The sequence below is a fragment of the Pseudomonas sp. SDO5591_S426 genome (genome assembly GCF_054070755.1).
The window spans coordinates 1-25,113 of the sequence record NZ_JBSVXD010000085.1 but is presented as its reverse complement, the minus strand read 5'-3'; the positions used below and the strand labels follow the sequence as shown (position 1 = coordinate 25,113).

The 25,113-nt window shown below is 60.3% G+C and carries 25 protein-coding genes; 14 read left to right on the top strand and 11 right to left on the bottom strand.

The genetic code is table 11. The features are described 5' to 3' along the window. Positions 1–60: 60 nt before the first annotated feature. From ACW9JC_RS17375 to ACW9JC_RS17365, 3 genes are all read right to left on the bottom strand, one after another. Complete coding sequence (locus ACW9JC_RS17375; protein WP_338582282.1) at positions 61–3,531, bottom strand: hybrid sensor histidine kinase/response regulator; 3,471 nt, start codon at positions 3,529–3,531, stop codon at positions 61–63. Between the two features lie 140 nt (positions 3,532–3,671). After that, positions 3,672–5,153, bottom strand: a complete 1,482-nt coding sequence (locus ACW9JC_RS17370; protein WP_457456366.1) for a methyl-accepting chemotaxis protein — start codon at positions 5,151–5,153, stop codon at positions 3,672–3,674. Positions 5,154–5,256: 103 nt separating this feature from the next. Continuing rightward, complete coding sequence (locus ACW9JC_RS17365) at positions 5,257–6,066, bottom strand: TatD family hydrolase (RefSeq protein ID WP_457456364.1); 810 nt, start codon at positions 6,064–6,066, stop codon at positions 5,257–5,259. A 235-nt stretch (positions 6,067–6,301) separates the two neighbouring features. Here ACW9JC_RS17365 and ACW9JC_RS17360 point away from each other — a divergent pair, with 235 nt between their 5' ends. The 3 genes from ACW9JC_RS17360 (at position 6,302) to ACW9JC_RS17350 (ending at position 8,818) form a co-directional block, all read left to right on the top strand. Next, positions 6,302–7,723, top strand: a complete 1,422-nt coding sequence (locus ACW9JC_RS17360; RefSeq protein ID WP_457456362.1) for a transglycosylase SLT domain-containing protein — start codon at positions 6,302–6,304, stop codon at positions 7,721–7,723. A 103-nt stretch (positions 7,724–7,826) separates the two neighbouring features. Then, the gene (locus ACW9JC_RS17355) at positions 7,827–8,261 is read left to right on the top strand and encodes a DoxX family protein (RefSeq protein WP_338582278.1); all 435 of its coding nucleotides are present in this window, start codon (positions 7,827–7,829) and stop codon (positions 8,259–8,261) included. 248 nt (positions 8,262–8,509) lie between these two features. Further along, positions 8,510–8,818 carry a class I SAM-dependent methyltransferase gene (locus tag ACW9JC_RS17350; RefSeq protein ID WP_338582277.1) on the top strand — a complete coding sequence of 103 codons (309 nt, stop codon included), beginning with the start codon at positions 8,510–8,512 and terminating at the stop codon, positions 8,816–8,818. A gap of 5 nt (positions 8,819–8,823) precedes the next feature. Here the strand turns inward: ACW9JC_RS17350 and greB are convergent, their stop codons facing one another. The 3 genes from greB to ACW9JC_RS17335 are packed head-to-tail and all read right to left on the bottom strand — an operon-like array spanning position 8,824 to position 12,543. Next, complete coding sequence (gene greB / locus ACW9JC_RS17345) at positions 8,824–9,321, bottom strand: transcription elongation factor GreB (protein ID WP_034150173.1); 498 nt, start codon at positions 9,319–9,321, stop codon at positions 8,824–8,826. 34 nt (positions 9,322–9,355) lie between these two features. Then, the gene (locus ACW9JC_RS17340; RefSeq protein WP_457456358.1) at positions 9,356–11,860 is read right to left on the bottom strand and encodes an ABC transporter permease; all 2,505 of its coding nucleotides are present in this window, start codon (positions 11,858–11,860) and stop codon (positions 9,356–9,358) included. After that, positions 11,860–12,543, bottom strand: coding sequence for an ABC transporter ATP-binding protein (locus ACW9JC_RS17335; protein WP_338582275.1), 684 nt, complete (start codon positions 12,541–12,543; stop codon positions 11,860–11,862). The genes ACW9JC_RS17340 and ACW9JC_RS17335 overlap by 1 nt, the downstream gene beginning before the upstream one ends. 10 nt (positions 12,544–12,553) lie before the next feature. Between ACW9JC_RS17335 and ACW9JC_RS17330 the strand changes: the two genes are divergently transcribed. From ACW9JC_RS17330 to ACW9JC_RS17320, 3 genes are all read left to right on the top strand, one after another. Then, positions 12,554–13,159: an arylesterase gene (locus tag ACW9JC_RS17330; protein WP_457456356.1), complete on the top strand. Its 606-nt coding sequence runs from the start codon at positions 12,554–12,556 to the stop codon at positions 13,157–13,159. A gap of 56 nt (positions 13,160–13,215) precedes the next feature. Further along, positions 13,216–13,509, top strand: a complete 294-nt coding sequence (locus ACW9JC_RS17325) for a hypothetical protein (RefSeq protein WP_003226812.1) — start codon at positions 13,216–13,218, stop codon at positions 13,507–13,509. Between the two features lie 698 nt (positions 13,510–14,207). Continuing rightward, positions 14,208–15,179 (top strand): L,D-transpeptidase family protein, encoded by a 972-nt coding sequence (locus tag ACW9JC_RS17320; RefSeq protein WP_338582273.1) that lies wholly within the window; start codon positions 14,208–14,210, stop codon positions 15,177–15,179. 123 nt (positions 15,180–15,302) lie between these two features. Here the strand turns inward: ACW9JC_RS17320 and oprI are convergent, their stop codons facing one another. Next, positions 15,303–15,554: an outer membrane lipoprotei OprI gene (gene oprI, locus ACW9JC_RS17315; protein ID WP_003183784.1), complete on the bottom strand. Its 252-nt coding sequence runs from the start codon at positions 15,552–15,554 to the stop codon at positions 15,303–15,305. A gap of 639 nt (positions 15,555–16,193) precedes the next feature. Between oprI and ACW9JC_RS17310 the strand changes: the two genes are divergently transcribed. After that, the gene (locus tag ACW9JC_RS17310) at positions 16,194–16,481 is read left to right on the top strand and encodes a GNAT family N-acetyltransferase (protein WP_020800382.1); all 288 of its coding nucleotides are present in this window, start codon (positions 16,194–16,196) and stop codon (positions 16,479–16,481) included. Positions 16,482–16,567: 86 nt separating this feature from the next. On the opposite strand, the gene ACW9JC_RS17305 is transcribed toward ACW9JC_RS17310, so the two are convergent. Together ACW9JC_RS17305 and ACW9JC_RS17300 are read right to left on the bottom strand one after the other, a co-directional pair. Next, a complete protein-coding gene (locus ACW9JC_RS17305; protein WP_095196788.1) occupies positions 16,568–17,644 on the bottom strand; it encodes a 3-deoxy-7-phosphoheptulonate synthase in 1,077 nt (358 codons plus the stop codon). Between the two features lie 128 nt (positions 17,645–17,772). After that, complete coding sequence (locus ACW9JC_RS17300) at positions 17,773–18,216, bottom strand: PilZ domain-containing protein (protein ID WP_338582271.1); 444 nt, start codon at positions 18,214–18,216, stop codon at positions 17,773–17,775. Here ACW9JC_RS17300 and ACW9JC_RS17295 point away from each other — a divergent pair. From ACW9JC_RS17295 to cysB, 5 genes are all read left to right on the top strand, one after another. Continuing rightward, positions 18,215–18,601, top strand: a complete 387-nt coding sequence (locus ACW9JC_RS17295; RefSeq protein WP_416129904.1) for a thioredoxin family protein — start codon at positions 18,215–18,217, stop codon at positions 18,599–18,601. The genes ACW9JC_RS17300 and ACW9JC_RS17295 overlap by 2 nt on opposite strands. Beyond that, positions 18,598–19,554, top strand: a complete 957-nt coding sequence (locus ACW9JC_RS17290) for a putative 2-dehydropantoate 2-reductase (protein ID WP_457456353.1) — start codon at positions 18,598–18,600, stop codon at positions 19,552–19,554. Before ACW9JC_RS17295 ends, ACW9JC_RS17290 begins: the two co-directional genes overlap by 4 nt. Before the next feature lie 25 nt (positions 19,555–19,579). Continuing rightward, entirely contained in the window at positions 19,580–20,485 is a 906-nt protein-coding gene (locus ACW9JC_RS17285) for a 5'-nucleotidase (RefSeq protein WP_416129902.1), read from the top strand. A gap of 94 nt (positions 20,486–20,579) precedes the next feature. Next, positions 20,580–21,083, top strand: a complete 504-nt coding sequence (locus ACW9JC_RS17280) for a universal stress protein (RefSeq protein ID WP_338582267.1) — start codon at positions 20,580–20,582, stop codon at positions 21,081–21,083. 113 nt (positions 21,084–21,196) lie between these two features. Continuing rightward, on the top strand, positions 21,197–22,171 hold the full coding sequence (cysB, locus tag ACW9JC_RS17275; RefSeq protein WP_008049066.1) for an HTH-type transcriptional regulator CysB: 975 nt from the start codon (positions 21,197–21,199) through the stop codon (positions 22,169–22,171). Positions 22,172–22,177: 6 nt separating this feature from the next. On the opposite strand, the gene ACW9JC_RS17270 is transcribed toward cysB, so the two are convergent. Both ACW9JC_RS17270 and ACW9JC_RS17265 read right to left on the bottom strand, forming a co-directional pair. After that, positions 22,178–22,660, bottom strand: coding sequence for a GreA/GreB family elongation factor (locus ACW9JC_RS17270; protein ID WP_416129900.1), 483 nt, complete (start codon positions 22,658–22,660; stop codon positions 22,178–22,180). Positions 22,661–22,662: 2 nt separating this feature from the next. Next, positions 22,663–23,070 (bottom strand): hypothetical protein, encoded by a 408-nt coding sequence (locus ACW9JC_RS17265; protein WP_457456350.1) that lies wholly within the window; start codon positions 23,068–23,070, stop codon positions 22,663–22,665. A gap of 124 nt (positions 23,071–23,194) precedes the next feature. Here ACW9JC_RS17265 and earP point away from each other — a divergent pair, with 124 nt between their 5' ends. Further along, on the top strand, positions 23,195–24,352 hold the full coding sequence (earP, locus tag ACW9JC_RS17260) for an elongation factor P maturation arginine rhamnosyltransferase EarP (protein ID WP_457456348.1): 1,158 nt from the start codon (positions 23,195–23,197) through the stop codon (positions 24,350–24,352). Between the two features lie 48 nt (positions 24,353–24,400). Beyond that, positions 24,401–24,970 (top strand): elongation factor P, encoded by a 570-nt coding sequence (locus ACW9JC_RS17255; RefSeq protein ID WP_007943632.1) that lies wholly within the window; start codon positions 24,401–24,403, stop codon positions 24,968–24,970. The last annotated feature ends 143 nt before the right edge of the window (positions 24,971–25,113 follow it).

Sequence of the window (25,113 nt, the reverse complement as noted above, 5' to 3'; positions counted from 1 at the left end):
CTCGTAGGAGCTGCCGAAGGCTGCGATCTTTTTTGAAGGCGCCTCCGTCCAGCGAATCCCTTACAACGGCAAATGCCGGCTCAACAACGCCCGCAACGCCGCCGGTTTCACCGGTTTGGCCAAGTAATCCAGCCCCGCCGCATGCACCTGGGCCATCGTTTCCGGCCGCCCATCGGCGCTGATCACCACGCCCGGTACCGGTTCGCCCAGTCGGGTGCGCAACCAGGCCATCAGCTCGGTTCCGGTTTCGCCGTCGTCGAGGTGGAAATCCACCAAGGCCAATTGCGGACGCACGCCGTCACTGAGCAGCGCCATGCATTCTTCGCGATTGCGCGCGGTCCAGACCTGACAACCCCAGCGGGTCAGCAAGCTGTTCATGCCGATCAGAATGCTGTCTTCATTGTCGATGCACAGCACCTGCGCGCCGTTGAGCAATTTGCCATTGAGTTCGGCCGCCTTGGTTGGCAACGCGGTTTGCGCCCGGGCCAGCGGAACCCTGACGCTGAACACGCTGCCGCGTCCCGGCCAGGAACGTACGAGCAGGGTGTGCCCCAGCACTCGGCACAGCCCATCGGCAATCGCCAGGCCCAATCCCAGGCCTTTTTCGGCGCGAGTCTGATGGCTGTCGAGGCGTTTGAACTCTTCGAAAATCACCTGCTGCTTGTCTTCCGGAATGCCCGGCCCGCGGTCCCAGACTTCCAGGCACAACTCGCCCTTGCGTCGGCGAACCCCCAGCAGCACCGGGCCTTTGGCGTAGCGGAAGGCGTTGGTGAGGAAGTTTTGCAGGATCCGGCGCAACAGTTTGATGTCGCTGTCGATGCGCAGCGTGCTGCTCCTGACGCGGAACTCCAGCCCCTGATCCCGCGCCAGTGCCTTGAATTCGGCTCCGAGGGGGGCGAACAACTCGTTGAGCGCGAAGGGTTTGGGATCCGGGTTGATCTTGCCGTTTTCCAGGCGGGAAATGTCCAGCAAATCGCTGATCAAGTCTTCGGCCGAACGCAGTGAACTGTCCAGGTGGTGGATCAGTTTTTGCGCCTCGCCGGACAAGCCATCGTCCTGGTGGGTGAGGGCGGCGGAAAACAGTCGTGCGGCGTTCAACGGTTGCATCAAGTCATGGCTGACGGCCGCCAGGAATCGGGTCTTCGACTGGTTCGCCGCTTCGGCGGTGCCCTTGGCTTCGGTCAGGGCCACATTGAGTTGCGACAGTTCGTGGGTGCGCTCGGCCACCCGTTGTTCCAGGCCCTCGTTGGCTTCGGTCAGCGCCTGTTCGGCCTCGCGGAACGGGGTAATGTCGGTGAAGCTCATGACGAAGCCGCCGCCGGGCATCGGGTTGCCGATCAGCTCGATCACCCGGCCATTAGGGAACAAACGCTCGGACGTGTGCGCCCGGCCCTGACGCATCCAGTGCAGGCGTCGGGCGACATGCACTTCGGCTTCGCCGGGGCCGCACAAGCCACGCTCGGCATTGTGGCGAATGATGTCGGCGATCGGCCGGCCAACGCTGATCAAACCGTCCGGGTAATTGAACAGTTCCAGATAGCGACGGTTCCAGGCCACCAGTTTCAGCGACTGGTCGACCACGCTGATGCCCTGGGTGATGTTCTCGATCGCCCCTTGCAGCAGCGCACGGTTGAATTGCAGAACTTCCGAGGCTTCGTCGGCAATGCGCACCACGTCCTCAAGTTGCATTTCCCGGCCTTCGATGGCGGCTTTAACCACCGCGCGGGTCGACGAAGCCCCCAGTACACCGGCCAGCAAACGTTCGGTGTGAGCGATCCATTCACCGTCGGCGTTCTGGCTCGGGTTGAAGCCTTTGCCCTGACGGTAGGCAAAGCGAATGAAACTCTGACGGGCGCGTTCCTCGCCGACGAAGCGGGCCGCGAGTTGCAGCAGATCGTCGATTTGTACCGCGAGCATCGAGCGCGCGCTGGGCCGGGCACTGATTTCCTGGCCGATGAAACGACCGGCCTGCCAGTGTTCAGAGACCCGTGTGCGCGACAGCACCGAGACCCAGGCGAACAACGTGAAGTTACCGGCCAGGGACAGGACCACGCCTTGGGTCAGCGGGGTGATCGGCAGGTTCAGCGGGTTGCTGTGCAGCCAGGCCAAGCCCGGAAAACTGTTCAGGGACATGCCGAGGCTGTGGGCGGCGATCGGCAGGATCAGCGTGTAAAACCACAGGAACGTCCCGGCGGCGAGGCCGGCAAAGACGCCGCGACGGTTGGCCTGTTTCCAGTACAGCGCGCCCAGCATGGCCGGTGCCAGTTGGGTCACGGCGGCGAAGGCGATCTGGCCGATGGTTGCAAGGCTGGCGGTCGAACCCAACAGTCGATAGGCGACGTAGGCCAGAAGCAGAATGACCACGATGCTCACGCGGCGCACCGAGAGCATCCATTGGCGGAATACTTCGAACGGGCGCTCGGCATTGTTGCGGCGCAGCAGCCACGGCAACAGCATGTCGTTGGACACCATGGTCGACAGCGCCACGCTGGCCACGATCACCATGCCGGTGGCCGCCGAAGCACCGCCGATAAACGCCAGCAGCGCGAGAGCCGGATGAGCCTGGGCCAACGGCAGGCTGATGACGAAGGAGTCCGGCAGCACGGAGCTTGGCAGCAACATCTGGCCCGCCAGCGCGATCGGTACGACGAACAACGCCGCCAACGCGAGGTAGGCCGGGAACACCCATTTGGCCAGACGCAGGTCCTGCGGGTCGATGTTCTCGACGACGGTTACGTGGAACTGTCGCGGCAGGCAGATGATCGCCATCATCGCCACACCGGTCTGCACCACCATCGACGGCCAGTTGATGGTTTCTTTCCAGTATTCCTCGAGACGCGGGGCGAGCATCGCCTGATTGAACAGATCATCGAAACCGTCATACAGCCCGAAGGTCACGAACGCGCCGACCGCCAGGAACGCGAACAGCTTCACCAACGATTCGAACGCAATCGCCAGCACCATGCCGCGGTGGTGTTCCGTGGCGTCGAGGTTGCGCGTACCGAAGACGATGGTGAACAGCGCCAGCACCAGCGACACGATCAATGCCGTGTCTTGCGCGCGAACCCCCATGGCGTCGGCGCCGGCACCGATCAGCAGGTTCACGCCAAGCACGATGCCCTTCAGTTGCAGGGCAATGTAGGGCAGCACGCCAACCAGGCAGATCAGCGCCACCACCACCGCCAGCGACTGGGATTTGCCATAGCGCGCGGCGATGAAGTCAGCGATGGAGGTGATGTTCTCCTGCTTGCTGATCATCACCATTTTTTGCAGGACCCACGGCGCACCGATCAGCAGCAGGATCGGCCCGAGGTAGATCGGCAGGAATGACCACAGCTGTTCGGCCGCCTGGCCCACCGCACCAAAGAATGTCCAACTGGTGCAGTACACCGCCAGCGACAGGCTATACACCCAGGCACGCACCCGCGGCGGCAACGGCGCGCTGCGACGGTCACCATAAAAGGCGATGGCGAACATGATGGCCATATAGGCCAGAGCGACGGCGGCAATCAGCCCGCTGGACAGCGACATGGGAACTCCAGGCAACCAAAGACACCCGGGCCTCCCGCCCGGACAGACAGTCTCGCACGACCGCCCGGGTTAGTCAGTGTCGACCAAGGTCGCGGAGCGGCAGGGTGTCGCAGGTCTTTGGTGTAACCAGCCGCCGACCGTTAGAGTTTGAGTTGACCGATCGCCTTGCTCAACTCCCCGGCCAATGCCGCCAGCTCATTACTGGTGGTCGCCGAGCTGACCGTCTGCTGCACCGTGTTCTCGGTGACGTCGCGGATGCTCACCACTGCGCGGTTCATTTCTTCTGCGACCTGGCTTTGCTGCTCGGCTGCCACCGCGATCTGCGTGTTGCTTTCACGCATCTGCGCCACCGCCCCGGTGATTTCCATCAGCGCTGCGCCAGCCTCTTGTGCCTGTTGCACGCAATCGTCGGCCTTGAACGAGCTCTCCTGCATGAAGTCCACGGCATCCCGCGTTCCGGCCTGCAACGCCGAAACCATCACCGTGATTTCATCCGTCGAGGTTTGCACACGCTTGGCCAGGTTGCGCACTTCATCGGCGACCACGGCAAAACCACGACCCATTTCACCGGCCCGGGCCGCTTCAATGGCGGCGTTCAGCGCCAGGAGGTTGGTCTGCTCGGCAATGCTGTGAATCACATTGACCACGCCGTTGATCTTCTGACTGTCCTCGGCCAGACGCTGAATCATCTCGGCGGTCTGCTGCACACCGGTGGACAGCCCGGCAATCGACTTCTGTACACGCATGACCACTGCCTGCCCGCTGCCGGCGAGGGTATCGGCCGATTGCGAGAGGTCACGGGTGGCGCCGGCGTGTTGGGCGATGTGGTAGACCGTGGCGGTCATTTCGTTGATGGCGGTGGCGGCCTGGTCGGTTTCGCTCTGCTGGCCGAGCATGCCGTGACGCACTTCGTTCATGCTCGACGCCAGCCGAGCGGCGCCGTCGTCCAGTTGCCGCGCGGTGTTGGCGACGGTGTTGACCACCCGTTGATAACCGGCCTGCATCGCGTTGAAGGCATTGGCCATCTGCCCGACTTCGTCGCGGCACGCCAGCGGCACGCGGGCCGACAGATCGCCGGTCTTCTCGACGTGCAGCATCACGTCTTTCAAGGTGTTGAGCTGGCTGAGCAGGAAGCGGATCAACAATTGCGAAGCGCCGAGCATCGCCAGCATCAGGATGAAAACCGCTACCGCGTAGTTGGCAAAGCGTTCACTGAGTAGCTGGCTCAGGCTTGGGCCATGGGCAATCACCGCGACCTGTTGGCCGTCCGCCCGAGTGAATACCTGGGCACCTATCAGCAGGTTTTTGCCCAGCAGCGGCATGGCATTTATATCGACCCAACCATTGGCATTGGTCAGTTGCGGCACTGGTTGCTCGTTCAGCACCGGAACCTGTCCGCGATTGAACGTCAGCAGGTTTTCGGCTTTGGGTAACGGCTGTCCGGCAGGCCAGGTGCCGAGCAATCGGGCTTGAGCCTGCGCCGATGCCTGCACTGCCTGGTTCAGGGCTTGCTGTTCGAGCTGCACTGCGTATACCACCAGCAGCAGAGTGGTGATGAACGCGACGGCATTCACCGCCCAGAACTTGTACTTCAACGAGATATTGCTAAGCCAGGCACCCATGGAGGTCTTCTCTGATAGCGGAAACAGTATTGGCAAGGTGCCAGTATTGTGCCGCTATGCAGGGATTCTGATCTTGATGCAGGTCAATGTGTGCGAGCTGTGTTTACAGGGGGATGGTGGGCAAACCATAAAATGCCCGTGCACACGCGGTCGTGTGCGCCGCCAGGTCTTCCTCTGTCTCCCCGCGATGTAACGCCACTTCGCGCAACACTTCGGTCAGATACGCCGGCTCATTACGGCCGTTCTTCGGCTTCGGCCGCAGGCTGCGCGGCAGCAAGTACGGCGCATCGCTTTCGAGCATCAGGCGCCCGCGCTTGATCTCTTTCACCAGCGGATGCAGATGAGTACCCCGGCGCTCGTCGCAGATCCAGCCGGTAATGCCGATGTGCAGGTCAAGATCGAGGTAACTGAACAGCGCGGATTTTTCCCCGGTGAAGCAGTGCACCACGGCGGCCGGCAATTGATCGCGGTAGTCGCGCAGTATTTCCAGCAGACGCTGGCTGGCATCGCGCTCGTGCAGGAACACCGGCATCTGCAACTCTACCGCCAGCGCCAGATGCTCTTCGAGGACTTTTTCCTGTTGCGGGCGCGGCGAGAAATCGCGGTTGAAATCCAGGCCGCATTCGCCCACGGCGACCACATTCGATTCCTTGAGCAGGCTGCGCAGTCGACTGGCGCTGTCGGCGTTCCAGTCGCTGGCCGCATGGGGATGAATGCCAGCGGTGGCAAACAGCCGTTGCGCGCTTTCATCCAGCTGCTGGCACAGTTCCAGCGCCTGTTCGCTGCCCTCGACGTTGGTGCCGGTCAGCACCAATTGGCAGACGCCGGCGGCATAAGCGCGGTCGAGTACAGCCTGATGCTTGTCGGCAAAACTGGGGTTGGTCAGGTTGACGCCGATATCGATGAGTTGCATGGTGCTACCTCGGACCAAAGGCCGGAAAGCATATCAGAGCTGTAGATTTATAAGAAAAACCAAGAACTACAACGAGTTATAGCTGTCTTTTGATTCCGCGGGATTGGGTGGGGTGGTCAGAGTGCCATCACTGTGCCAGTCTTCCGCACTTTGCCAGCGCTCAGGCGCTCTGTTTTTGTCGTGTGATTTCATGAAATCACTCATGTGATCAACCCGAATTCTTTGCGGAGAGTGGATGATTCGTCCCTCGGTTTTGCTCCTGCTGTGCTGTTCGCTGCTGCTGCCGGTCTCGGCGGTCGCGCGTCTGCCCGGACCGCTGCAAGCCGTACCGGCCGCCAAGGTCCGGGACCTGACGGAAATCCGCAGCAGTCGCGTGCTCCGAGTGCTGGTCAACCAGAGCCGCAACAGCTCCGGCGAAGTCCAGGGCCAGGCCATCGGCGTCGAATACCATCGTTTGCGCGCCTTCGAGCAATACCTCAACGGTCACGCCCGTGACGGTCAGGAAATCACCCTCAAGATCATCCCCAAGGCCAAGGATCAGTTGCTCGGCGCGTTGCAGCGCGGGGAGGGCGATCTGGTTGCGCCGGGTGAATTGCTCGACCTGCGAGCCGGTTACGCCGTCAGTACCAGTGAGCCGATTGCCAGCAACATCCCGCTGGTGCTGGTCGGCATCAAGGGCGAACGGCGCTATACCCGTCTCGAACAACTGTCGGGCAAAACCCTGGCACTGCCGACCGGCAGCGCCGCCGGGGACGCCGTCAGCCAGATCAATCAAAAGCTCGCGCTGCACAAATTGCCACCGGTGACCATCGAGTGGGTCGATCCGAGCCTGGCGGTCGAGGACGTGCTGGAAATGGTTCAGGGCGGGATTTTTCACCTGACCATCGTCGAACAACCGATTGCCGAGCGCTGGAGCAAGATCCTGCCGAAATTGCGTCTCGACCGGCAGGTGCTGATCAGCGAGCCAGGCGAGGAGTTTTGGTTTGTGCGCCGTGATGCCTCGATGTTGCGGGCCAGCATTGACCGTTTCCTCGCCGGTTACAAAAAACCGTCGGACCAGGACGTCGCTTTCCTGCGCATCTATCGACGCCTCTATCAAGTGCACTATCCCTTGGCAAAGGCTGACCGGCAGCGTCTGGAAAAGCTTCGTCCGGTGCTGCAAAAACATGCCGACGCCCAAGGCATGGACTGGCTGAACCTGGCGGCGTTGGCGTTCAAGGAGTCAGGCCTGCAACCCAAGGCGCGCAGTGGCGGCGCGCCGACCGGCCTGATGCAGATCACGCCTTCCGCAGCGCAGCGAGTCGGCGTCATCAACATTCAGGATCTCGATGCCAATGTGCAGGCCGGGGCCAAGTACCTGGCGATGATTCGTCGCAAGTTCTTCGCCAGCCCCAAACTCAACGAGCGCGAGCGCATGGCGTTCGTGCTGGCGGCCTACAACATCGGCCCGGAGCGGGTGCAGGGGATGCGCGCCGAGGCACGGCGACGCGGGTTGAATCCCAATCAGTGGTTCTTTCAGGTTGAGCGCATCGCCATGGAGCAGGTGGGAATGGGACCTGTCAGCTATGTTAATAGCGTGAACAAGTATTACCTGGCGTTCGATCGGGAGCGGGAGTCGTTGGAGCCCCAGGGGCAGAAGGTTGCCCTTCGTAAATGATCGAATAAACTGATTGTTAAAGTGGAATTTTTGCGCTTTTAACATGAAATTTACTGATTAATATAGCGGCCAACCAACACACACAAACAATGGATGACACAGCATGAGCACACTGATCAACAAGGTTCTGTTTACCCGCGCCGGCTACGGCCTGACTGTTCTGCGAATTTTCGTAGGCATCATCTTCGCTGCCCACGGTTCGCAGAAACTCTTTGGTGCATTTGGTGGCTACGGTCTGGCCGGCACCGCGCAGTACATGGAAAGCATCGGCCTGGCGCCGGGCTACCTGATGGCGACGCTGGCGGGCGGTACTGAGTTCTTCGCCGGTCTGGCATTGATCATTGGCCTGCTGGCTCGCCCGGCGGCATTGGGCCTGACCTTCCTCTCGCTGGTAGCGATTTTCTCGGTGCACATCAGCAACGGTCTGTTCATGGCCAACAACGGCTACGAGTTCGCACTGGCCTTGCTTGGTGGCAGCATCGCGGTACTGATCGAAGGCGCCGGCAAGCTCTCGGCCGACCGTGCCATCGCTGGCTGACCGCTCTGGCTCAAGCAAAAGGCCTGCATTGCGCAGGCCTTTTTTGTTGTGCGTCATTCTTGACACTGTCCGGTCAGCTTCTCTAGGATGCCGCTCATGCGCCGATTTAAACAGCTACTTGCGGGGCGCCAGGTGACTCATCCAGTTGCCGATAGAAGCTTGAAACAGGCTTCGAAATACCGCTAAAGCGCTGGTTCGGTGTTGCCTCTCACCTGCCATGCAGACTTTTGAGGCAGAGACACGACACGATGAATGCACTAAGCCCCGTTATACGTCCCGCGCCGATCACGGCACATCTCACCCAGCGCAATCCAAAAATCCTGCTTGGCGGTAAACATCAGCCGACGCTCTTGCGCTACCTCGATGGCTGGCCACGTCGCACCGGTGGTCCGGCAGCTTTCCTGATCCAGTTTGTCGAAGACGGCGAATCCCTGGCTCGCTTTGCCGGCGACAGTTTCGACCTGGCAGTGATCCAGTCGCCCAGCGCTGAAGATGCTCCCGAAATGATCCGGCAACTGACCCGCGTCGCCCGCCAAGGGCTGATTACCCGGCGCTGAAGCGATCAGGGATAATCGATCGCCACGATATACACGCACTGCTCGCCGGTAGGCGTCTGCACCCGAACCTCGGCGTCCAGTGCCTTGCCGATCAGGGCGCGGGCCAGCGGTGAGTCGATGCTGATCAGGCCTTGCTTCAAATCCAGTTCATCTGGCCCGACGATGCGATAGCGCGACTCTTTGCCGTCTTCGTCTTCGATGGTGACCCATGCGCCGAAATAGACTTTGTTCGGATCGCTGGGTTTTTCGCTGACGACCTTCAGGGCTTCCAGGCGTTTGGTGAGAAAACGCACGCGACTGTCGATCTCGCGCAGCATCTTTTTGCCGTAGGTGTATTCGGCGTTCTCCGAACGATCGCCTTGCGCCGCCGCTTCGCTGACAGACTGCGTCACTTGCGGTCGGCGGACGTGCCAGAGTTCGTGAAACTCGGCGCGCATCCGCGCTTCACCTTCGGGGGTGATCAGCGCGGTGCCGGCGGTGCGGGGAGGGCGATAACGGCTCATGGCGACTTCTTGTGATTAAGAGCGCTTGAGTTTATCAACCCTCGCGCAGAACTGTCAGCGGGCTGGCATTCAAGGCGCGTCGGGTGCCAAACACACCGGCGCCGCCAATCAGCACGGCGCCGATCAGCGGCAGCACCAATAGCCACGGATGCGGATGCCAGGGCAGGTCAAACGCATAACGGTACAGGACCAGACTCACCACTTCCGAGCCGAGCGCCGCCAACAAACCACTGACCGCGCCGAGCAAGCCGAACTCGATCCGCCGCGCCTTCACCAGCAATTGCCGCTCCGCCCCCAGCGCACGCAGCAGCGCGCCCTGACGGATGCGTTCATCCAGCGTCGCTTGCAGGCCGGAGAACAACACTGCCATCCCGGCTGCCAATACAAACAACAGCACATATTCCACCGCCAGGGAGACCTGCGCGAGGATGCTGCGCAGCTGCGCCAGCAGCGCTTCGACTTGCAGAATGGTCACCGCCGGGAAAGACCGCGACAGATCGACAATCTGCTGATCGTGACCCGCCGCCAGATAGAAACTGGTCAGGTAAGTCGCCGGCAGATCCTTCAAGGTGCCTGGCTGGAAAATCATGAAGAAGTTCGGCTGGAAGTTGTCCCAGTTGATCTCCCGCAGGCTGGTGACTTTCGCCTCTCGATTGGCCCCGCCGACGGTGAAGACCAGATGGTCGCCGAGTTTGAGCTTCAGGCTCTCGGCGACTTTGCCCTCCACCGAGACTCCGGGAATCTCATCCGGTGTCTGCTCCGGCCACCAGTTGCCCGCAGTGAGTTTGTTGCCCGCCGGCAGGTCCGCTGCCCAGGTCAGGCTCAGGTCACGCTGGATCGCCCGGTCTCCGGCCGACTCTTTGGTGACGATTTGCTGCACCGGTTCGCCGTTGATGCTGATCAGTCGCCCCGGCACCACGGGGTATAGCGGCGCCGATTGCGCCGACAGTTCCATCAGGCGGTCGGCGAAGGCCTGTTTGTCTGCGGGCAGGATGTTCAGGGCGAAATAGTTGGGTGCGTTCTTCGGAAGCTGGTTTTGCCAGGTGTCGAGCAATTCGCCACGGAGCAAGGCGATCAATGCCATCGACAGCAGGATCAGGCCGAACGCAAGTGACTGCCCGGCAGCGGCCAGCGGATGACGCAGTAGCTGGCCCAACCCGAGGCGCCAGGGTAAGGAGGCGCGGGCGAGCATGCGCCGCAGGCTTTTGAGCAGCAGCAACAGCAAACCACCCAACACCAGCGCGGCAACGACGCCGCCGCCAAGCAGGGCGAAGGTCAGCACCAGGTCCAGGCTCAGGCGCCACATGATCAGGCCGAGGGCGCCCAACGCGGCGCCGTAGACCATCCAGGTGCTGGAGGGAATCGGCAGCAAGTCCCTGCGCAATACCCGCAACGGTGGCACCCGACCCAGCGCCGCCAGCGGCGGCAAGGCAAAACCGGCCAGTGCCACCAGCCCGGTGCCGATCCCGGCGATGGCTGGAAACAGGCCTCCCGGTGGTACGTCGCTGGGCAGCAAATCATGCAGCAGAGCAAACAGCCCCAGTTGCGCCAGCCAACCGATGACGGCACCGCTGATGCTGGCGAGCAATCCGAGGACCGTCAGTTGCAAACTGAACAGCAGCAGGGTTTCCCGGCGGGACAAGCCCAGGCAACGCAACAGCGCACTGGCGTCGAAGCGGCGAGTGGCGAAGCGCGTCGCCGACAGCGCCACCGCCACCCCGGCCAGCAACACGGCCACCAGACTGGCCATGTTCAAGTAACGCTCAGCCTTGCCCAGGGCACCGCCGATCTGCCGGTTGCCGTCGCGGGCATCCTGAATGCGCTGGTTCGCGGCGAGGCCGGGTTTGATCAATTGGCGATAGGTTTCGAGCGCAGTGGCGTTACCGCGCCAGAGTTCGCGGTAACTGACCCTGCTGCCGGGTTGCACCACGCCGGTGGCTTCAAGATCGCTGAGGTTGATCAGCACCCGTGGTGTCAGGCTGTAGAAATTGCCGGCACGGTCCGGCTCGTAGGTCAGCACGCGTGCCAGTGTCAGGGTTTTCATGCCGACATCGATGCTGTCGCCGATCTTCAGGTCAAGTGCGGTCAGCAATCGCGCTTCGACCCAGGCTTCGCCGGGTTTCGGCCCGCCACCGGACTCTTCCGGGGCGAAGGGTGCAGGTGCGCTCTTCAGTTCGCCGCGCAACGGGTAAACGCTATCGGCGGCCTTGATGCTGGACAACTGGATGCCGTTGTCCGTGGCGATAACGCTGGAGAACTCCACCACTTGCGCGTGTTCGAGGCCCAGCTCGGTGCCGCTTCTGATCTGCTCGGTTCGCGCTGGTGAGCTGCCTTCAAGCACCAGATCGGCACCGAGAAACTCGGTGGCGCGCAGCATCATGGCGCCGTTGAGGCGGGCACCGAAATAACCGATAGCGGTACTCGCGGCCACGGCCACCAGCAACGCGAAAAACAACACGCGCAATTCACCGGCGCGGGCATCACGCAGCAACTGGCGGATGGCGAGACTGAACAGGCGCAACAGCGGCAGACGTGCCATCAAGGCTCCAGAGGGGCGACCAGCAGGCCGGCTTCAAGACGGATCAGGCGCCGGCAGCGATGTGCCAGGCGTTCATCGTGAGTCACCAGCACCAGGGTCGTGCCGCGCTCCTTGTTGAGTTCGAACAACAGATCGCTGATGCGCTCGCCGGTGTGGCTGTCGAGGTTGCCGGTCGGCTCATCGGCAAACAACACGTCGGGCTCGGCGGCAAACGCCCGGGCAATCGCCACGCGCTGCTGTTCGCCGCCGGAGAGCTGGCGAGGCGAGTGCGTCAGGCGCTGACCGAGGCCGACCCGTTGCAGCAGTTCGGTGGCACGGCCACGGGCATCTTTGCGGCCATCGAGCTCCAGCGGCAGCATGACGTTTTCCAGGGCATTGAGGCTGTCGAGCAACTGGAATGACTGGAATACAAAACCCACGTGCTCGGCGCGGATGCGCGCGCGTTGGTCTTCATCGAGATTGCTCAGGCTCTGGCCGGCGAGGGTGACTTCGCCGCTACTGGGCAGGTCGAGGCCGGCGAGCAAGCCGAGCAGGGTGGATTTGCCGGAACCGGACGCGCCGACGATGGCCAGGCTGTCGCCCTTGTTCAGTTCCAGGCTGAGTTCGTGCAGGATAGTCAGTTCACCTTCCGCGCTGGGAACCACTTTGCTGAGGTTCTTCGCGGTGAGAATGCTTGCGCCCATGGAGAATCCGATGCGTGTGTGGTTTTTGAGTGCTGGCCTGGCCTTGATGTGCATGGCCCAGAACGCAGCGGCGGGTACTGTCCTGATCGTTGGCGATAGTATCAGCGCCGGTTTCGGGCTGGATACCCGGCTGGGGTGGGTGTCGTTGCTTGAACAACGGCTCAAACGCGAAGGTTTCGACGATAAGGTGGTCAATGCGTCCATCAGCGGCGACACCAGTGCCGGAGGCCAGGCGCGGCTGCCGGCGCTGCTTGCAGAGCATAAGCCGGAGCTGGTTATCCTCGAGTTGGGCGGCAATGACGGGCTGCGCGGATTGCTGCCAACGCAATTGCAACAAAATCTTGCTTCGATGATCGACAGCTCCCGCGCCAGTGGCGCCAGGGTGCTGTTGCTCGGCATGCAGTTGCCACCCAATTATGGCGCGCGTTACACCAAGGCTTTTGCCGAGGTCTTCAGCAACGTTGCCGAAGAGAAGAAAATCCCGCTGGTACCGTTTTTTCTCGATGGCGTGGGCGGTCATCCGGACCTGATGCAGGCCGACGGCATACACCCGGCGGCCGGGGCTCAGGACAAGTTGCTGGAAAATGTCTGGCCTACGCTAAAACCGCTGTTATGACGCTTTTCTAGAGGCAGGCTTTCGGCTAAGGTGGCGCCCCCGATTTGGAGCCCCCGATGCCGCGTCCCGCCTGGTCACTTTTTGCCTATCAACTGATCGAGCCTGACGAACAGCTGGATCTGTTCGCCTGCCAGGAAGTGCGGGTGCATCTGGTGACTCGTCAGCTGGAGTTGGGTGGTTCGGCTGATCGCACGTTGTGCGGGAGTCTGTTGCCTGCGCAGCCGCGTTGGTCGAGTGTTGATCGGCGGGTGTTTCAGGATCAGCGGTTGTGTTCGTTGTGTCGGGCTATTCTGGAGTCGCAGAAGCGTGGGACTTCGCCGATCTGGCCTGAGTTGCGGTTTGAGCTTTGATCTGAAATCGCGTTTTGATTGTGTACATATCCGTTGCTGCGGTAACGGCGGCTTAGGGTTTCGCCCTTACGGCGACTCACTTTTTTGACAAACGCCTCAAAAAAGTAAGCAAAAAAACGCTCGCCCCTTACGTACGGCCCCTCGCTAAGGCTCGGTGTTCCTTCGCTCCGGCATTCATCCGGGGACACTGCCCTCCGGTCTGCTGCGCGACGACCTACATGCAGCGTGTTCGACTGCGTCGAACGGCGCTGCGCGCCACTCCCCGGATAAACGCCTCCACTCAGCCTTCCGATGGGGCGGGTGGATCAATATCAAAAGCGGCAGGCGAGCTAACGCTCGGCCTGTTGAGTGGTGAAAAGCTTGGGTGTACGCCGATCCATTGTAGGAGTGAGCCTGCTCGCGATTGCGGCCTGACAGCCGACCAATCTCTTCTAGATGTACCCAATCCAAACTGTGGGAGCCAGCCTGCTGGCGATGACGGCCTGACATCCAAGCTGATTTTGCGTATGTACCAGATCAAAAGCTCGCAGCCTCGCTCCGCTCGACAGCTGCTACAGGGGCTACGCGGGGATGGGTGTGTGCCCCACGCAGAAAACGCCTTGCATCGCCTGCAATCGTGGCGACCTCCCCGAAATAACAGACAGCGGTGTACAATCGCGTTCTTATACCCTCTGTTGATCATGCGAAGGATTTTCCGGATGTTGCCGCGCTTTCCTGCCGTCACCCGCTGCCTGACTCTTGCCGCCTTCTGCGTGGCGGGTCCCGTTGCAGCTTTGGAGCTGCCACTACCACCGCCTGGGGAAGACATCGTCGGCCAGGTTCAAGTGATCAAGGCCAAGTACGAAGATACCTTCGCTGACCTTGGCACCACCTACGACCTGGGTTACACGGAGATGGTCGCGGCCAACCCTGGCGTCGATCCGTGGTTGCCGGGTGCCGGCACCGAGATCGTGTTGCCGACCCGTTTCATCCTGCCGCCGGGTCCGCGTGAAGGCATCGTCATCAACCTGGCCGAATACCGCCTCTACTACTTCCCGAAAGGCCGGAACGTGGTCTACACCTTCCCGCTGGGTATCGGTCGTGAAGGCTGGGGATCGCCAATTGCCCACACCAGCATCATCGCCAAGACGCCGAACCCGACCTGGACGCCTCCAGCGTCGATCAAGGCCGAGCACGCCGCTGACGGTGATCCGTTGCCCAACGTGGTGCCGGCAGGTCCAGACAACCCGCTGGGGCCGTTCAAGTTCACTTTGGGCACGCCTGGCTACCTGATCCACGGTTCGAACAAGAAGTTCGGCATCGGCATGCGCACCAGTCACGGTTGCTTCCGCATGTTCAACAACAACGTGCTGGAAATGGCCGGCATGGTGCCAGTCGGGACGTCCGTACGCATTCTCAACGACTCGTACAAGTTCGGCGTGAGTGGCGGCAAGGTTTACCTGGAAGCGCATACGCCGCTGGACGACAAGGGCAACCCGTCGGTGGTCGACAAGCACACTGCCGTGATCAACGCGATGCTCAAGCGTGAAGACATCACCAACAACCTGCGCATGAACTGGGATGTGGTGCGTGATGTGGTCGCGGCCGAAGACGGCCTGCCGGTGGAAATCGGCGTACCGAGCGGTGCTGCGCCAATGGTGACCAGTGCGCCCCTCGACCCGCTGCAATAACGTTTGAAATGAACCCGCCGACGCAGGCCGCGTCGGCGGGTTTTTTATTGCCTGCGACAAATGCCGGGCAATAAAAAAGCCGACCCAAAAATGGGTCGGCTTGATAACAATCCCGAAGGACTATTACTTGCGGCTAGCTTTTTCCAGCATGCGCAGAGCACGCTCGTTAGCTTCGTCAGCAGTCTGTTGTGCTTTTTGAGCAGCAGCCAGAGCTTCATCAGCTTTACGGTAAGCTTCGTCTGCACGAGCCTGGGAGCGAGCAGCTGCGTCTTCAGTAGCGGTCAGACGTGCTTCGGTTTCTTTCGATGCGCTGCTGCAACCGGTAGCCAGAACTGCGGCCAGAGCCAGAGCAGAGAATTTCAGAACGTTGTTCATCGTGTTCCCCTTCAAGGACTTTCTATTAAGTAGCTGTCTCCTCAGAGTGAGGAAATAGCCGGCGTACATACTACCCATAACTTGTAGTAAGTAAAACTGACGTGAAGCAAGAAGCAAAAAAAATTGTAGGCGTTGATTCTTTTTCGAGCAACTTTTAACTGCACTGTTTAAAAAATATCCAGCTGGGAGGCCCGAGATGAGCGAGCCGGATAAGAAAAGTTCCCTATGCCAACAGCTCTTTTTGCGGTCTTGGATAAAGTCTGGCTAGATGGATTCGTCTACACTTTTGTTCGGATTTTGCGCGACGCCTCTCAATATCTTTCTCCATGTTCAGGTGACTTTAACTACGGGCGCTCGTCTTAAGTCTCAACATCCGGCAATGTTCAGGCTATCGACCTTGGAAAACCTCCTGTCGAGCCGTTCCTGCGTATCCCGGAGCAGCACCCTCCAACCTGCATGATGACGAGCGCACCTTGAGCATTTCGGTCAATGGTGGCTACTATTTGTACGTGCTCGGTTGCGCGAGATCGGTGTAGCTCTTCTCGGTGTCCATTCAGGCACGGGGTGGCGTAGATGTTCCTTCGCCGGAAAAACATCGGTAAGGTAGGGGTCGGAATTCAAGACCCGCGAGGAGTAGTGATGAGCGAGGCGTTGTCCATCCACCATGACCAGGCTGGTCATCAGTTCGAGACCAATGTGGACGGTCATCGTGCCTACCTGACTTATATGGATCTGGGGAAACAGACCCTGGATATCTATCGCACGTTTGTGCCTAACGCGTTGCGCGGTCGTGGCATTGCCGCCGCGTTGACCGAGCAGGCGCTGCAATACGCCGAGGAAATGGGCTACACCGTCATTCCATCGTGCTCCTACGTCGAGCGCTACATGGAGCGTCACCAGCGGCATGCGGCCAAGCTGAGCCAGTGACATTCAGCAAAAAGAACACATAAAAAAACGCCGGGCTCAGCCCGGCGTTTTTTTGTCTGCGGATTTTTATCCTCGCAGCATGGCGATCAGGTGCGATCGCGTTTCGGCAGTACGTCCTTGAGCTTGGCATGCATGCTGCGCAAAGTGTTTTCGGTCGCGGTCCAGTCGATGCAGGCATCGGTGATCGACACGCCGTATTGCAGGTCGGCGAGGTCTTTCGGGATGGCCTGGCAGCCCCAGTTCAGGTGGCTCTCGACCATCAGGCCGATAATCGACTGGTTGCCTTCGAGGATCTGGTTGGCGACGTTCTCCATCACCAGCGGTTGCAGGGCCGGGTCCTTGTTGGAGTTGGCGTGGCTGCAATCGACCATGATGTTCGGCTTGATCTTGGCCTTGTTCAGCGCCTGCTCGCACAGGGCGACGCTGACCGAATCGTAGTTCGGCTTGCCGTTGCCGCCGCGCAGTACGACGTGACCGTAGGCGTTGCCCTTGGTGGTCACGATCGACACGCCACCTTCCTGGTTGATCCCCAGGAAGCGGTGCGGGCTGGAAACCGATTGCAGGGCGTTGATCGCCACGGTCAGGCCGCCATCGGTGCCGTTCTTGAAGCCGACGGCCGAGGACAGGCCCGAAGCCATTTCACGGTGAGTCTGGGATTCGGTGGTGCGCGCGCCAATGGCCGACCAGCTGATCAGGTCCTGCAAGTATTGCGGGGAGATCGGGTCGAGGGCTTCGGTGGCGGTTGGCAGGCCCATTTCGGCCAGGTCCAGCAGCAGCTGACGGCCGATGTGCAGACCGTCCTGGATCTTGAACGAGTCGTCCAGGTACGGGTCGTTGATCAAGCCTTTCCAGCCGACGGTGGTGCGCGGCTTCTCGAAATACACGCGCATGACCAGATACAGGGTATCGGACACTTCCGCGGCGAGAACCTTCAGGCGCTCGGCGTATTCGTGGGCTGCCTTGATGTCGTGGATCGAGCAAGGCCCGATGACCACGAACAGACGGTGGTCGGTGCCATCCAGAATGTTGCGAATGACTTCGCGGCCCTTGGTGACGGTGCGCAGGGCAGCGTCGCTCAGGGGGATATCACGCTTGAGCTGGTCGGGAGTGATCAGCGTCTCATTGGAGGCGACGTTTAGGTCGTTGATCGGTAAATCAGCCATCGTTTACTCGTCAGGTCACGGGTGCCGGCCGCCAGCGAACCCGCGCGGCGGAGCACAGCAAATTAAGCGCATCGGGGAGCCGAACCTTAGCGCGTTACACCGTGGCTAGACAATGGGCTGACAGCTGTTTAATCCACCACAGGCTGGGCAAATGCCTTGCGAACCGTTTCGTGGGAGAACTCGTCGGCGTGCTCCTGAACCCATTCAAGGGCCAGCGCCTGAACTTCCTGCAGATCATTATGGGCGTCGTGCTGGCGGCAATAACGCTCGATCTGGCACACCTGCTCGCCCATCCGGGCACTGAACAGCGTCTGTTCGTCGACGAAGGCAATGCCCACCAGATAGCCTCGCTTTCGTCGCAGACACCAGGCCACATAGCCCAGAAACCGCATGTCGGGGTTCAGCGTCGGCATGCGCACTTCCAGCGCCGTGCCGTGGCGCCATGCGCGGTGATAATTGCAAGCCATGCCCCCGAGGCTGATAGTGTGCAGCTGGCGCCGCGAAATACACTCAGGTTTGAGCAGCGTTAATTCCACAGGCACATCGTCAGGATGAGGAATAAATCGTCCCATGAACACGGACTCCATGTGTCGGCCATCTGACATTGTTTCCCCCAGTATAGTGGTCGAATTGGAACTGACCGATTTCGACGCCGACCAACGGCTGCTGACGATGAACGGTGTTTCTCTGGTTATCTTCACCAGTGTCGGCTGTTCCAGTTGCCGTTTCGCCCGTGAGCAATTGCCGGCACTCGATCTGGCCGTCGACCGACTGTGCTGGATCGATGCCGGGAACAATGGCGGGGTGGTCGAGCGTTATCAGGTCTTTCATTTGCCGGCGCTGTTTGTGGTGCGCGACGGTGAGTTCTTCGGGGCATTGCATTCGCGCCTGACCGGCACCGAGCTCAATCGGGCGATACGTCAGGCGCTGAGTCGAACAGCAGAGGAGTTGCCATGATGGGGGCAGTTGCCAAACCGACTATCGGGATTATCGGGACCGGTGCAATCGGCGGGTTTTACGGGGTGATGTTGGCGCGTGCGGGTTTCGATGTGCATTTTCTGTTGCGCAGCGAATTTTCTGCCGTGGCCGAACGCGGGCTGCAAGTCGACACTGCGCCGCACGGCGCGTTGACGCTGAACCCGGTCCAGGCGTATTCGAATGCCGAAGACATGCCGCCCTGTGACTGGCTGCTGGTGGGCGCGAAAACCACCAGCAACGCGGATCTGGCCCCGGCCATCCTGAAAGCCGCCGCGCCGAATGCCAAAGTGCTGCTGTTGCAAAACGGCCTGGACGTCGAGGACATCCTGCGCGAGTTGCTTCCCGATTCGCTGCATGTGCTCGGCGGGCTCTGCTATATCTGCGTCCACCGCGAAGGTCCTGGCGTGATTACCCATCAGGCGCTCGGCGCAGTGCATGTCGGCTACCACAGCGGTTCGGCAGCGGATGAAGCGACGCGCACAGCGATTGTCGAGGAGGGCGTCGGCCTGTTCCGCGCTGCGGGCATCGACTCTCAAGCCATGGCGAACTTGCATCAGGCGCGCTGGCAAAAACTGGTCTGGAATATTCCCTACAACGGTCTGTCGGTATTGCTGGGGGCGAGCACCACACCGCTGATGGCCGATGCCGACAGCCGCGAGCTGATCAAGGCGTTGATGGCCGAAGTGGTTCAGGGCGCTATCGCTTGCGGGCACGACGTTCCGCCAGGCTATGCCGACCACTTGTTTATGGTGACGGAAAAAATGCCCGACTATTGGCCGAGCATGTACCACGATTACCTGCACAAACGGCCGCTGGAACTGGACGCCATCTATGCCCGGCCGCTGGCGGCCGCGAAAGCGGCAGGGTGCGAGTTGCCGCGAATCGAGGCCTTGTATCGCAGTCTGGGATTTATCGATCGACGTAACCGGTAAATGGATTCACTTGAGGGGGAAAGGCATGGCGAAGAACATCGACGACAAACTGGTGCTGGCGATTTCCTCGCGCGCTCTGTTCGATCTGAGCGAAAGTCATAAGGTCTACTTGTCCAGCGGCGTCGAGGCCTATCGGCAGTATCAGATCGAACACGAGGACGAAATCCTCGAACCCGGCGATGCGTTCCCTTTGGTGCAGAAACTCCTGAACCTCAATGCCCACCTGGGACGCGCCCGGGTCGAAGTGATCCTGGTCTCACGCAACAGCGCCGACACCGGTCTGCGGGTGTTCAATTCGATCGATCACTACGGGCTGGCGATTTCCCGCGCGGCGTTCGTCGGCGGACGCAGTCCTTATCCGTACCTCAAGGCCTTTGGTTGCGACCTGTTTCTGTCGACCCACGCCGAAGACGTGCGCAGTGCGCTGGACGCAGGGTTTGCCGCAGCGACCATTCTGTCGGGAGGTGCCAGCCGCGCCGCCAGTGATGAATTGCGCATCGCATTCGACGGTGATGCGGTGCTGTTTTCCGACGAATCGGAGCGCGTGTATCAATCCGGTGGCCTGGAAGCGTTTCAGGCCAGCGAGCGTGAAGCCGCCCGCGAACCGTTGCGTGGCGGGCCGTTCAAAGGTTTCCTCGCGGCGCTCAACCTGTTGCAGCGCGAGTTCCCGGATGGCGCCTGCCCGATCCGCACGGCGCTGGTGACGGCCCGTTCGGCGCCGGCCCACGAGCGCGTGATCCGCACCTTGCGTGAATGGGACATTCGCCTGGATGAATCGCTGTTCCTCGGTGGCCTGACCAAATCAGCTTTTCTCGAAGCCTTCGCCGCCGATGTGTTTTTCGATGACCAGGCCGGCCATTGCGAGTTGGCCCGCGAAGTCGTCGCCACCGGTCATGTGCCCCATGGCATAAGCAACGAGCAAAAGGTTTAAGCCCGCCGATCAACGTGTTGCGCCGGACGTCGTACTCGCCAAGGCACTGCTAAGCTGAATCAATCTCCGCCATGTTGGCAATCGAGGAGGTCATATGATTCGCTCGATGCTCTATGCCACTGACCTCGGCCTGTACGCACCTTTAGTGATGCAGCATGCCCTGGCATTGGCCCGGACATTCAATGCCGACCTGTACGTGGTGCATGCGGTGGAACCCATGGGGCTGTTCGCGGAATCGGTGCTGCAGAGTTATCTCGATGAGCAGGCGTTGAACGAGTTTCACAGTCAGGGACTGAACACGGTCATCGCCAATATCGAGCAGCGGGTACTCGACAGTTTTCGTGAAGAGCTGGGGGAAGAAGGGGAGTTGGACCTGGAGCGGATTCAGGCGGTGCGCGTGCTGCAAGGCGATCCGTCGCAGGTGATTCTCGACCAGGCGCAGAAACTCTCCGTGGATTTGTTGATCGTAGGTAGTCATAGCCATGGTGCTGGCGCGGAAACGCCTTTGGGCCGGACCGCAGCGCGGGTGTTGCAGTTGTCTCGGGTCCCGGTCTATCTGGTGCCGCTGGTGGAACGCCGTCGCCAAGGGGATCGCTAGAACACGAATAGTGGCACTTCGACAAAAAAGTTCTAGATTTATTCTTCAAACCATTAATATAGTTATATACCGTCGCTGATGCCCGTGGCGTCTATCTGCTTTGAGGGATTCATATGAAGCTTCAACAACTGCGCTACATCTGGGAAGTGGCGCACCACGACCTCAACGTTTCCGCTACAGCCCAAAGCCTTTACACCTCGCAACCGGGCATCAGCAAACAGATCCGCCTGCTGGAAGACGAACTGGGCGTCGAGGTCTTCGCCCGTAGCGGCAAGCACCTGACCCGCGTCACTCCGGCCGGCGAGCGCATCATCACCACCGCTGGCGAGATCCTGCGCAAGGTGGAAAGCATCAAGCAGATCGCCCAGGAATTCTCCAACGAGAAGAAAGGCACCCTGTCGATCGCAACCACCCACACCCAGGCGCGTTATGCGTTGCCGCCGGTGATCAGCAATTTCATCAAGCAATACCCGGACGTTGCCCTGCACATGCACCAGGGTTCGCCGATGCAGATCGCCGAAATGGCCGCTGACGGCACCGTGGATTTCGCCATCGCCACCGAAGCGCTGGAGCTGTTCGGCGACCTGGTGATGATGCCGTGCTACCGCTGGAACCGCTGCGTGGTCGTGCCGCAGGGTCACCCGCTGACCAAGCTGTCGAAGCTGACCCTCGAAGCCCTGGCCGAATACCCGATCGTGACTTACGTGTTCGGTTTCACCGGCCGTTCGAAACTCGACGAAGCCTTCAGCCATCGCGGCCTGACGCCGAAAGTGGTGTTCACCGCCGCCGACGCCGACGTGATCAAGACTTATGTTCGCCTGGGACTGGGCGTGGGTATCGTGGCGAAAATGGCCGTCGACACCAAGCTCGACAGCGATCTGGTGGTGCTTGATGCCAGCGAATTGTTTGAATCCAGCGTGACCAAGATCGGCTTCCGTCGCGGCACGTTCTTGCGTGGTTTCATGTGCGACTTCATCGAGAAATTCGCCCCGCACCTGACCCGCGAAGTCATGGCCAAAGCCATCCAGTGCCACAACAAGCAGGAACTGGAAGAGCTTTTCGACGGCGTCGAACTGCCCGTCCATTAATCCTTTCTAGATGACCTCGGTGACAGCGAACTGTTGCCGAGCGCCTGCCACCAGAATCTCCACCTCATCGCCTTCGAACTTGCCCAGCAGGCTTTTGCCCAGCGGTGAGCGCGGGGTGATGACGGTAATCATCTGCCCGACCAGATCGACTTTCAGGCCCGCCGCATCAGGTGCCAGAAACAACCACTGCTCGCGACCCTTTTCGTCTTCCAGCCCCAGCAGTGCGCCGACTTCAATGCCACGCTGCTCGTCATAAGGACGCAGCGCCAGGTTCTGGCAAAGCGTCAGCGACTGGCGAATTTCTTCCACGCGCCTGGCCTGCCCGGCGGCCAGATACGACGCTTCCAGGCCCAGCGTGTCGTACTTGTTTTCGGCGATGTTTTCTTCGTGGGTCGCGGTTTCGTAAGCGGTTTGCGCGGCCCGTTCGGCGATGTCGAGGTCGACTCGCAGTTTATCGAGAATCAATTGGTGGACGGTTTGCTTATTCATGATCAATCGCAGAATTGCTGGACGTTGGCGCGACTTTTTTCGCTCGGTGCCGTCTGGTCCTGTTGCAGCCAGAACTGGCATTTGGCGTTCGACAGATTGCGGTTGCTGCTGCGCGCCTGATCAAGCCGTTGCGCCTGCTCATTCTTGCGCAGGTTCTCTTCGTATTGCTCGAACAGAGGGCTCTGCGGAGGAATGTCTTGCGCTTGTTGTATCACCGGCGGCTTGGCCAGTTGCTGCACAGCCTGGGCCACGGGGGCCAGTTGCTCGCTGAAGAACAGGCGCGAGGCGAGCCAGCAGGTCAGTGCGATGGCAATGAACCCCAGCCACAAACCGAGGGCGATGCTGCCGGTCAGTTGCACGGCGTTGAGCTGGATCGGCAACGGACGACGCGGATTGGGACGGTAGGGCATGACTGCCTCCTGGCGGTAGGTCGCGGGCGAGTGGCGATTGTCGCACGAAGATTAATCGTCGTCGGCTCTTCTGCGCGGGGTAATTTATGCGGACAATTGCGGCTTTTGCCAACGGGAACCTGGAATGCCTGAAATGCCTCAAATGAAAAAAAACAGGCGCTGGGATATTTTTTGCACCGTGGTCGACAACTACGGTGACATCGGCGTGACCTGGCGTCTGGCCCGGCAACTGGTGGCCGAGCATGGGTTGGCGGTGCGTTTGTGGGTCGATGATCTGCGCGCTTTCGAGCGCATGTGCCCGGAAATCGACATCCATGTTTCGCAGCAATGGCAGCAAGGTGTCGAGGTGCGACAGTGGCCGGCGCAGTGGTTGCCGACCGAAGCCGCCGATGTGGTGATCGCCGCGTTCGCCTGTCAGTTGCCGAGCGCCTACATGGACGCCATGGCCGAACGGGAAAAACCGCCGCTGTGGATGAACCTCGATTACCTGAGCGCCGAGGACTGGGTGATCGGCTGCCACGGTCTGCCGTCGGTGAAGTACAAGCATGTGCAGAAGTTCTTCTTCTTTCCAGGGTTCCAGAAAGGCACGGGCGGCTTGTTGCGTGAAAGCGGTTTGCTGGAACGTCGTCGGCAGTTTCAACAAAGTCCTGAGGCGCAGCGAGCGTTCCTGCAAAGCCTGGGGATTGATCGAGCGCCAGGAGCGCAGCTGATTTCACTGTTTGCCTACGAAAATGCCGGGCTGGCCAGTTGGCTGGACGTGTTGGCGGGCGATTCCTCACCTACGCATCTGCTGGTCCCGGAAGGGCGGGTGCTCGGCGATGTCGAGCGCTGGCTCGGCGTGAGCGATCTGAAGGCCGGCGCTCTGCATGTGCGCGATGCCTTGACCGTGCAAGTGCTGCCGTTCGTCCGACAGGATCAATACGACCTGTTGCTGTGGAGTTGTGATTTCAACGCCGTACGCGGTGAAGACTCTTTTGTCCGCGCCCAATGGGCGGGCCGGCCGCTGCTCTGGCACATCTATCAGCAGGAAGAGGACGTCCATCTGGACAAGCTTGAAGCCTTCCTCGCGCTCTATGTGAAAGACCTTTCAGCGCCTGCAAGCGAGGCGATCAGCGGTCTTTGGCGGGCGTGGAACGCCGGTGAGAAAATGACCGACCACTGGCAATCGACCCGTAAATACTGGCCAGAGCTGGAAAAACACGCCGAGACGTGGTGTCTGGAACAGGCCTTGCAGGCCGATCTTGCCACGGCGCTGGTACAGTTTTATGGAAATTGGATATGATACGCGGCCTAGATTTTTGTAAATCCCATCCAAATTCGGATATTCGCAATGAAAACTGGTAAAGAACTGAAACCCGGTACCGTGATCCGTCTCGAAAACGATCCTTGGCTGGTTCAGAAAGCTGAATTCACCAAGTCGGGTCGTAACAGCGCGATCATGAAGACCAAGCTGAAAAACCTGCTGACCGGTTACAAGACCGAGATCGTTTACAGCGCCGATGACAAACTGGACGACGTAATCCTCGACCGCAAAGAAGCGACCCTGTCCTTCATCAGCGGCGACACCTACACGTTCATGGACACCACCGACTACACCATGTACGAACTGAACGCTGAAGACATCGAAGCCGTTCTGCCTTTCGTTGAAGAAGGCATGACCGATGTTTGCGAAGCGATCTTCTTCGAAGAGCGTCTGGTTTCCGTAGAACTGCCGACCACCATCGTGCGTCAGGTTGACTACACCGAAGGTTCCGCTCGCGGCGACACTTCCGGCAAGGTGATGAAGCCTGCCAAACTGAAGAACGGTACCGAGCTGTCGGTTGCTGACTTCATCGAAATCGGCGACATGATCGAGATCGATACCCGCGAAGGCGGTTCCTACAAAGGCCGTGCTAAATAAGCACAGCTTCAGGAATGAAAAAGCCCGACCATTGAGTCGGGCTTTTTTGTGCCTGAGGAAATGTACGGGCCGATGCGCGACCGGTACACACCTTGATCCCTGTAGGGGCACGGCTTGCCGGCGAGGGCGTTTTCGAGATCGCT

Bases quoted from the DNA above. Each gene is read 5' to 3' on its own strand.
- ACW9JC_RS17290 (WP_457456353.1), top strand. From the start codon at position 18,598: ATGATGGGGGCAGTTGCCAAACCGACTATCGGGATTATCGGGACCGGT.
- ACW9JC_RS17320 (WP_338582273.1), top strand. From the start codon at position 14,208: ATGTTGCCGCGCTTTCCTGCCGTCACCCGCTGCCTGACTCTTGCCGCC.
- ACW9JC_RS17280 (WP_338582267.1), top strand. From the start codon at position 20,580: ATGATTCGCTCGATGCTCTATGCCACTGACCTCGGCCTGTACGCACCT.
- ACW9JC_RS17310 (WP_020800382.1), top strand. From the start codon at position 16,194: ATGAGCGAGGCGTTGTCCATCCACCATGACCAGGCTGGTCATCAGTTC.
- greB (WP_034150173.1), bottom strand. From the start codon at position 9,321: ATGAGCCGTTATCGCCCTCCCCGCACCGCCGGCACCGCGCTGATCACC.
- ACW9JC_RS17265 (WP_457456350.1), bottom strand. From the start codon at position 23,070: ATGCCCTACCGTCCCAATCCGCGTCGTCCGTTGCCGATCCAGCTCAAC.
- ACW9JC_RS17285 (WP_416129902.1), top strand. From the start codon at position 19,580: ATGGCGAAGAACATCGACGACAAACTGGTGCTGGCGATTTCCTCGCGC.
- ACW9JC_RS17360 (WP_457456362.1), top strand. From the start codon at position 6,302: ATGATTCGTCCCTCGGTTTTGCTCCTGCTGTGCTGTTCGCTGCTGCTG.
- ACW9JC_RS17355 (WP_338582278.1), top strand. From the start codon at position 7,827: ATGAGCACACTGATCAACAAGGTTCTGTTTACCCGCGCCGGCTACGGC.
- ACW9JC_RS17365 (WP_457456364.1), bottom strand. From the start codon at position 6,066: ATGCAACTCATCGATATCGGCGTCAACCTGACCAACCCCAGTTTTGCC.
- ACW9JC_RS17375 (WP_338582282.1), bottom strand. From the start codon at position 3,531: ATGTCGCTGTCCAGCGGGCTGATTGCCGCCGTCGCTCTGGCCTATATG.
- ACW9JC_RS17330 (WP_457456356.1), top strand. From the start codon at position 12,554: ATGCGTGTGTGGTTTTTGAGTGCTGGCCTGGCCTTGATGTGCATGGCC.
- ACW9JC_RS17300 (WP_338582271.1), bottom strand. From the start codon at position 18,216: ATGGGACGATTTATTCCTCATCCTGACGATGTGCCTGTGGAATTAACG.
- ACW9JC_RS17350 (WP_338582277.1), top strand. From the start codon at position 8,510: ATGAATGCACTAAGCCCCGTTATACGTCCCGCGCCGATCACGGCACAT.
- ACW9JC_RS17325 (WP_003226812.1), top strand. From the start codon at position 13,216: ATGCCGCGTCCCGCCTGGTCACTTTTTGCCTATCAACTGATCGAGCCT.
- ACW9JC_RS17295 (WP_416129904.1), top strand. From the start codon at position 18,215: ATGAACACGGACTCCATGTGTCGGCCATCTGACATTGTTTCCCCCAGT.
- earP (WP_457456348.1), top strand. From the start codon at position 23,195: ATGCCTGAAATGCCTCAAATGAAAAAAAACAGGCGCTGGGATATTTTT.
- ACW9JC_RS17370 (WP_457456366.1), bottom strand. From the start codon at position 5,153: ATGGGTGCCTGGCTTAGCAATATCTCGTTGAAGTACAAGTTCTGGGCG.
- ACW9JC_RS17305 (WP_095196788.1), bottom strand. From the start codon at position 17,644: ATGGCTGATTTACCGATCAACGACCTAAACGTCGCCTCCAATGAGACG.
- ACW9JC_RS17335 (WP_338582275.1), bottom strand. From the start codon at position 12,543: ATGGGCGCAAGCATTCTCACCGCGAAGAACCTCAGCAAAGTGGTTCCC.
- ACW9JC_RS17270 (WP_416129900.1), bottom strand. From the start codon at position 22,660: ATGAATAAGCAAACCGTCCACCAATTGATTCTCGATAAACTGCGAGTC.
- cysB (WP_008049066.1), top strand. From the start codon at position 21,197: ATGAAGCTTCAACAACTGCGCTACATCTGGGAAGTGGCGCACCACGAC.
- ACW9JC_RS17255 (WP_007943632.1), top strand. From the start codon at position 24,401: ATGAAAACTGGTAAAGAACTGAAACCCGGTACCGTGATCCGTCTCGAA.
- ACW9JC_RS17340 (WP_457456358.1), bottom strand. From the start codon at position 11,860: ATGGCACGTCTGCCGCTGTTGCGCCTGTTCAGTCTCGCCATCCGCCAG.
- oprI (WP_003183784.1), bottom strand. From the start codon at position 15,554: ATGAACAACGTTCTGAAATTCTCTGCTCTGGCTCTGGCCGCAGTTCTG.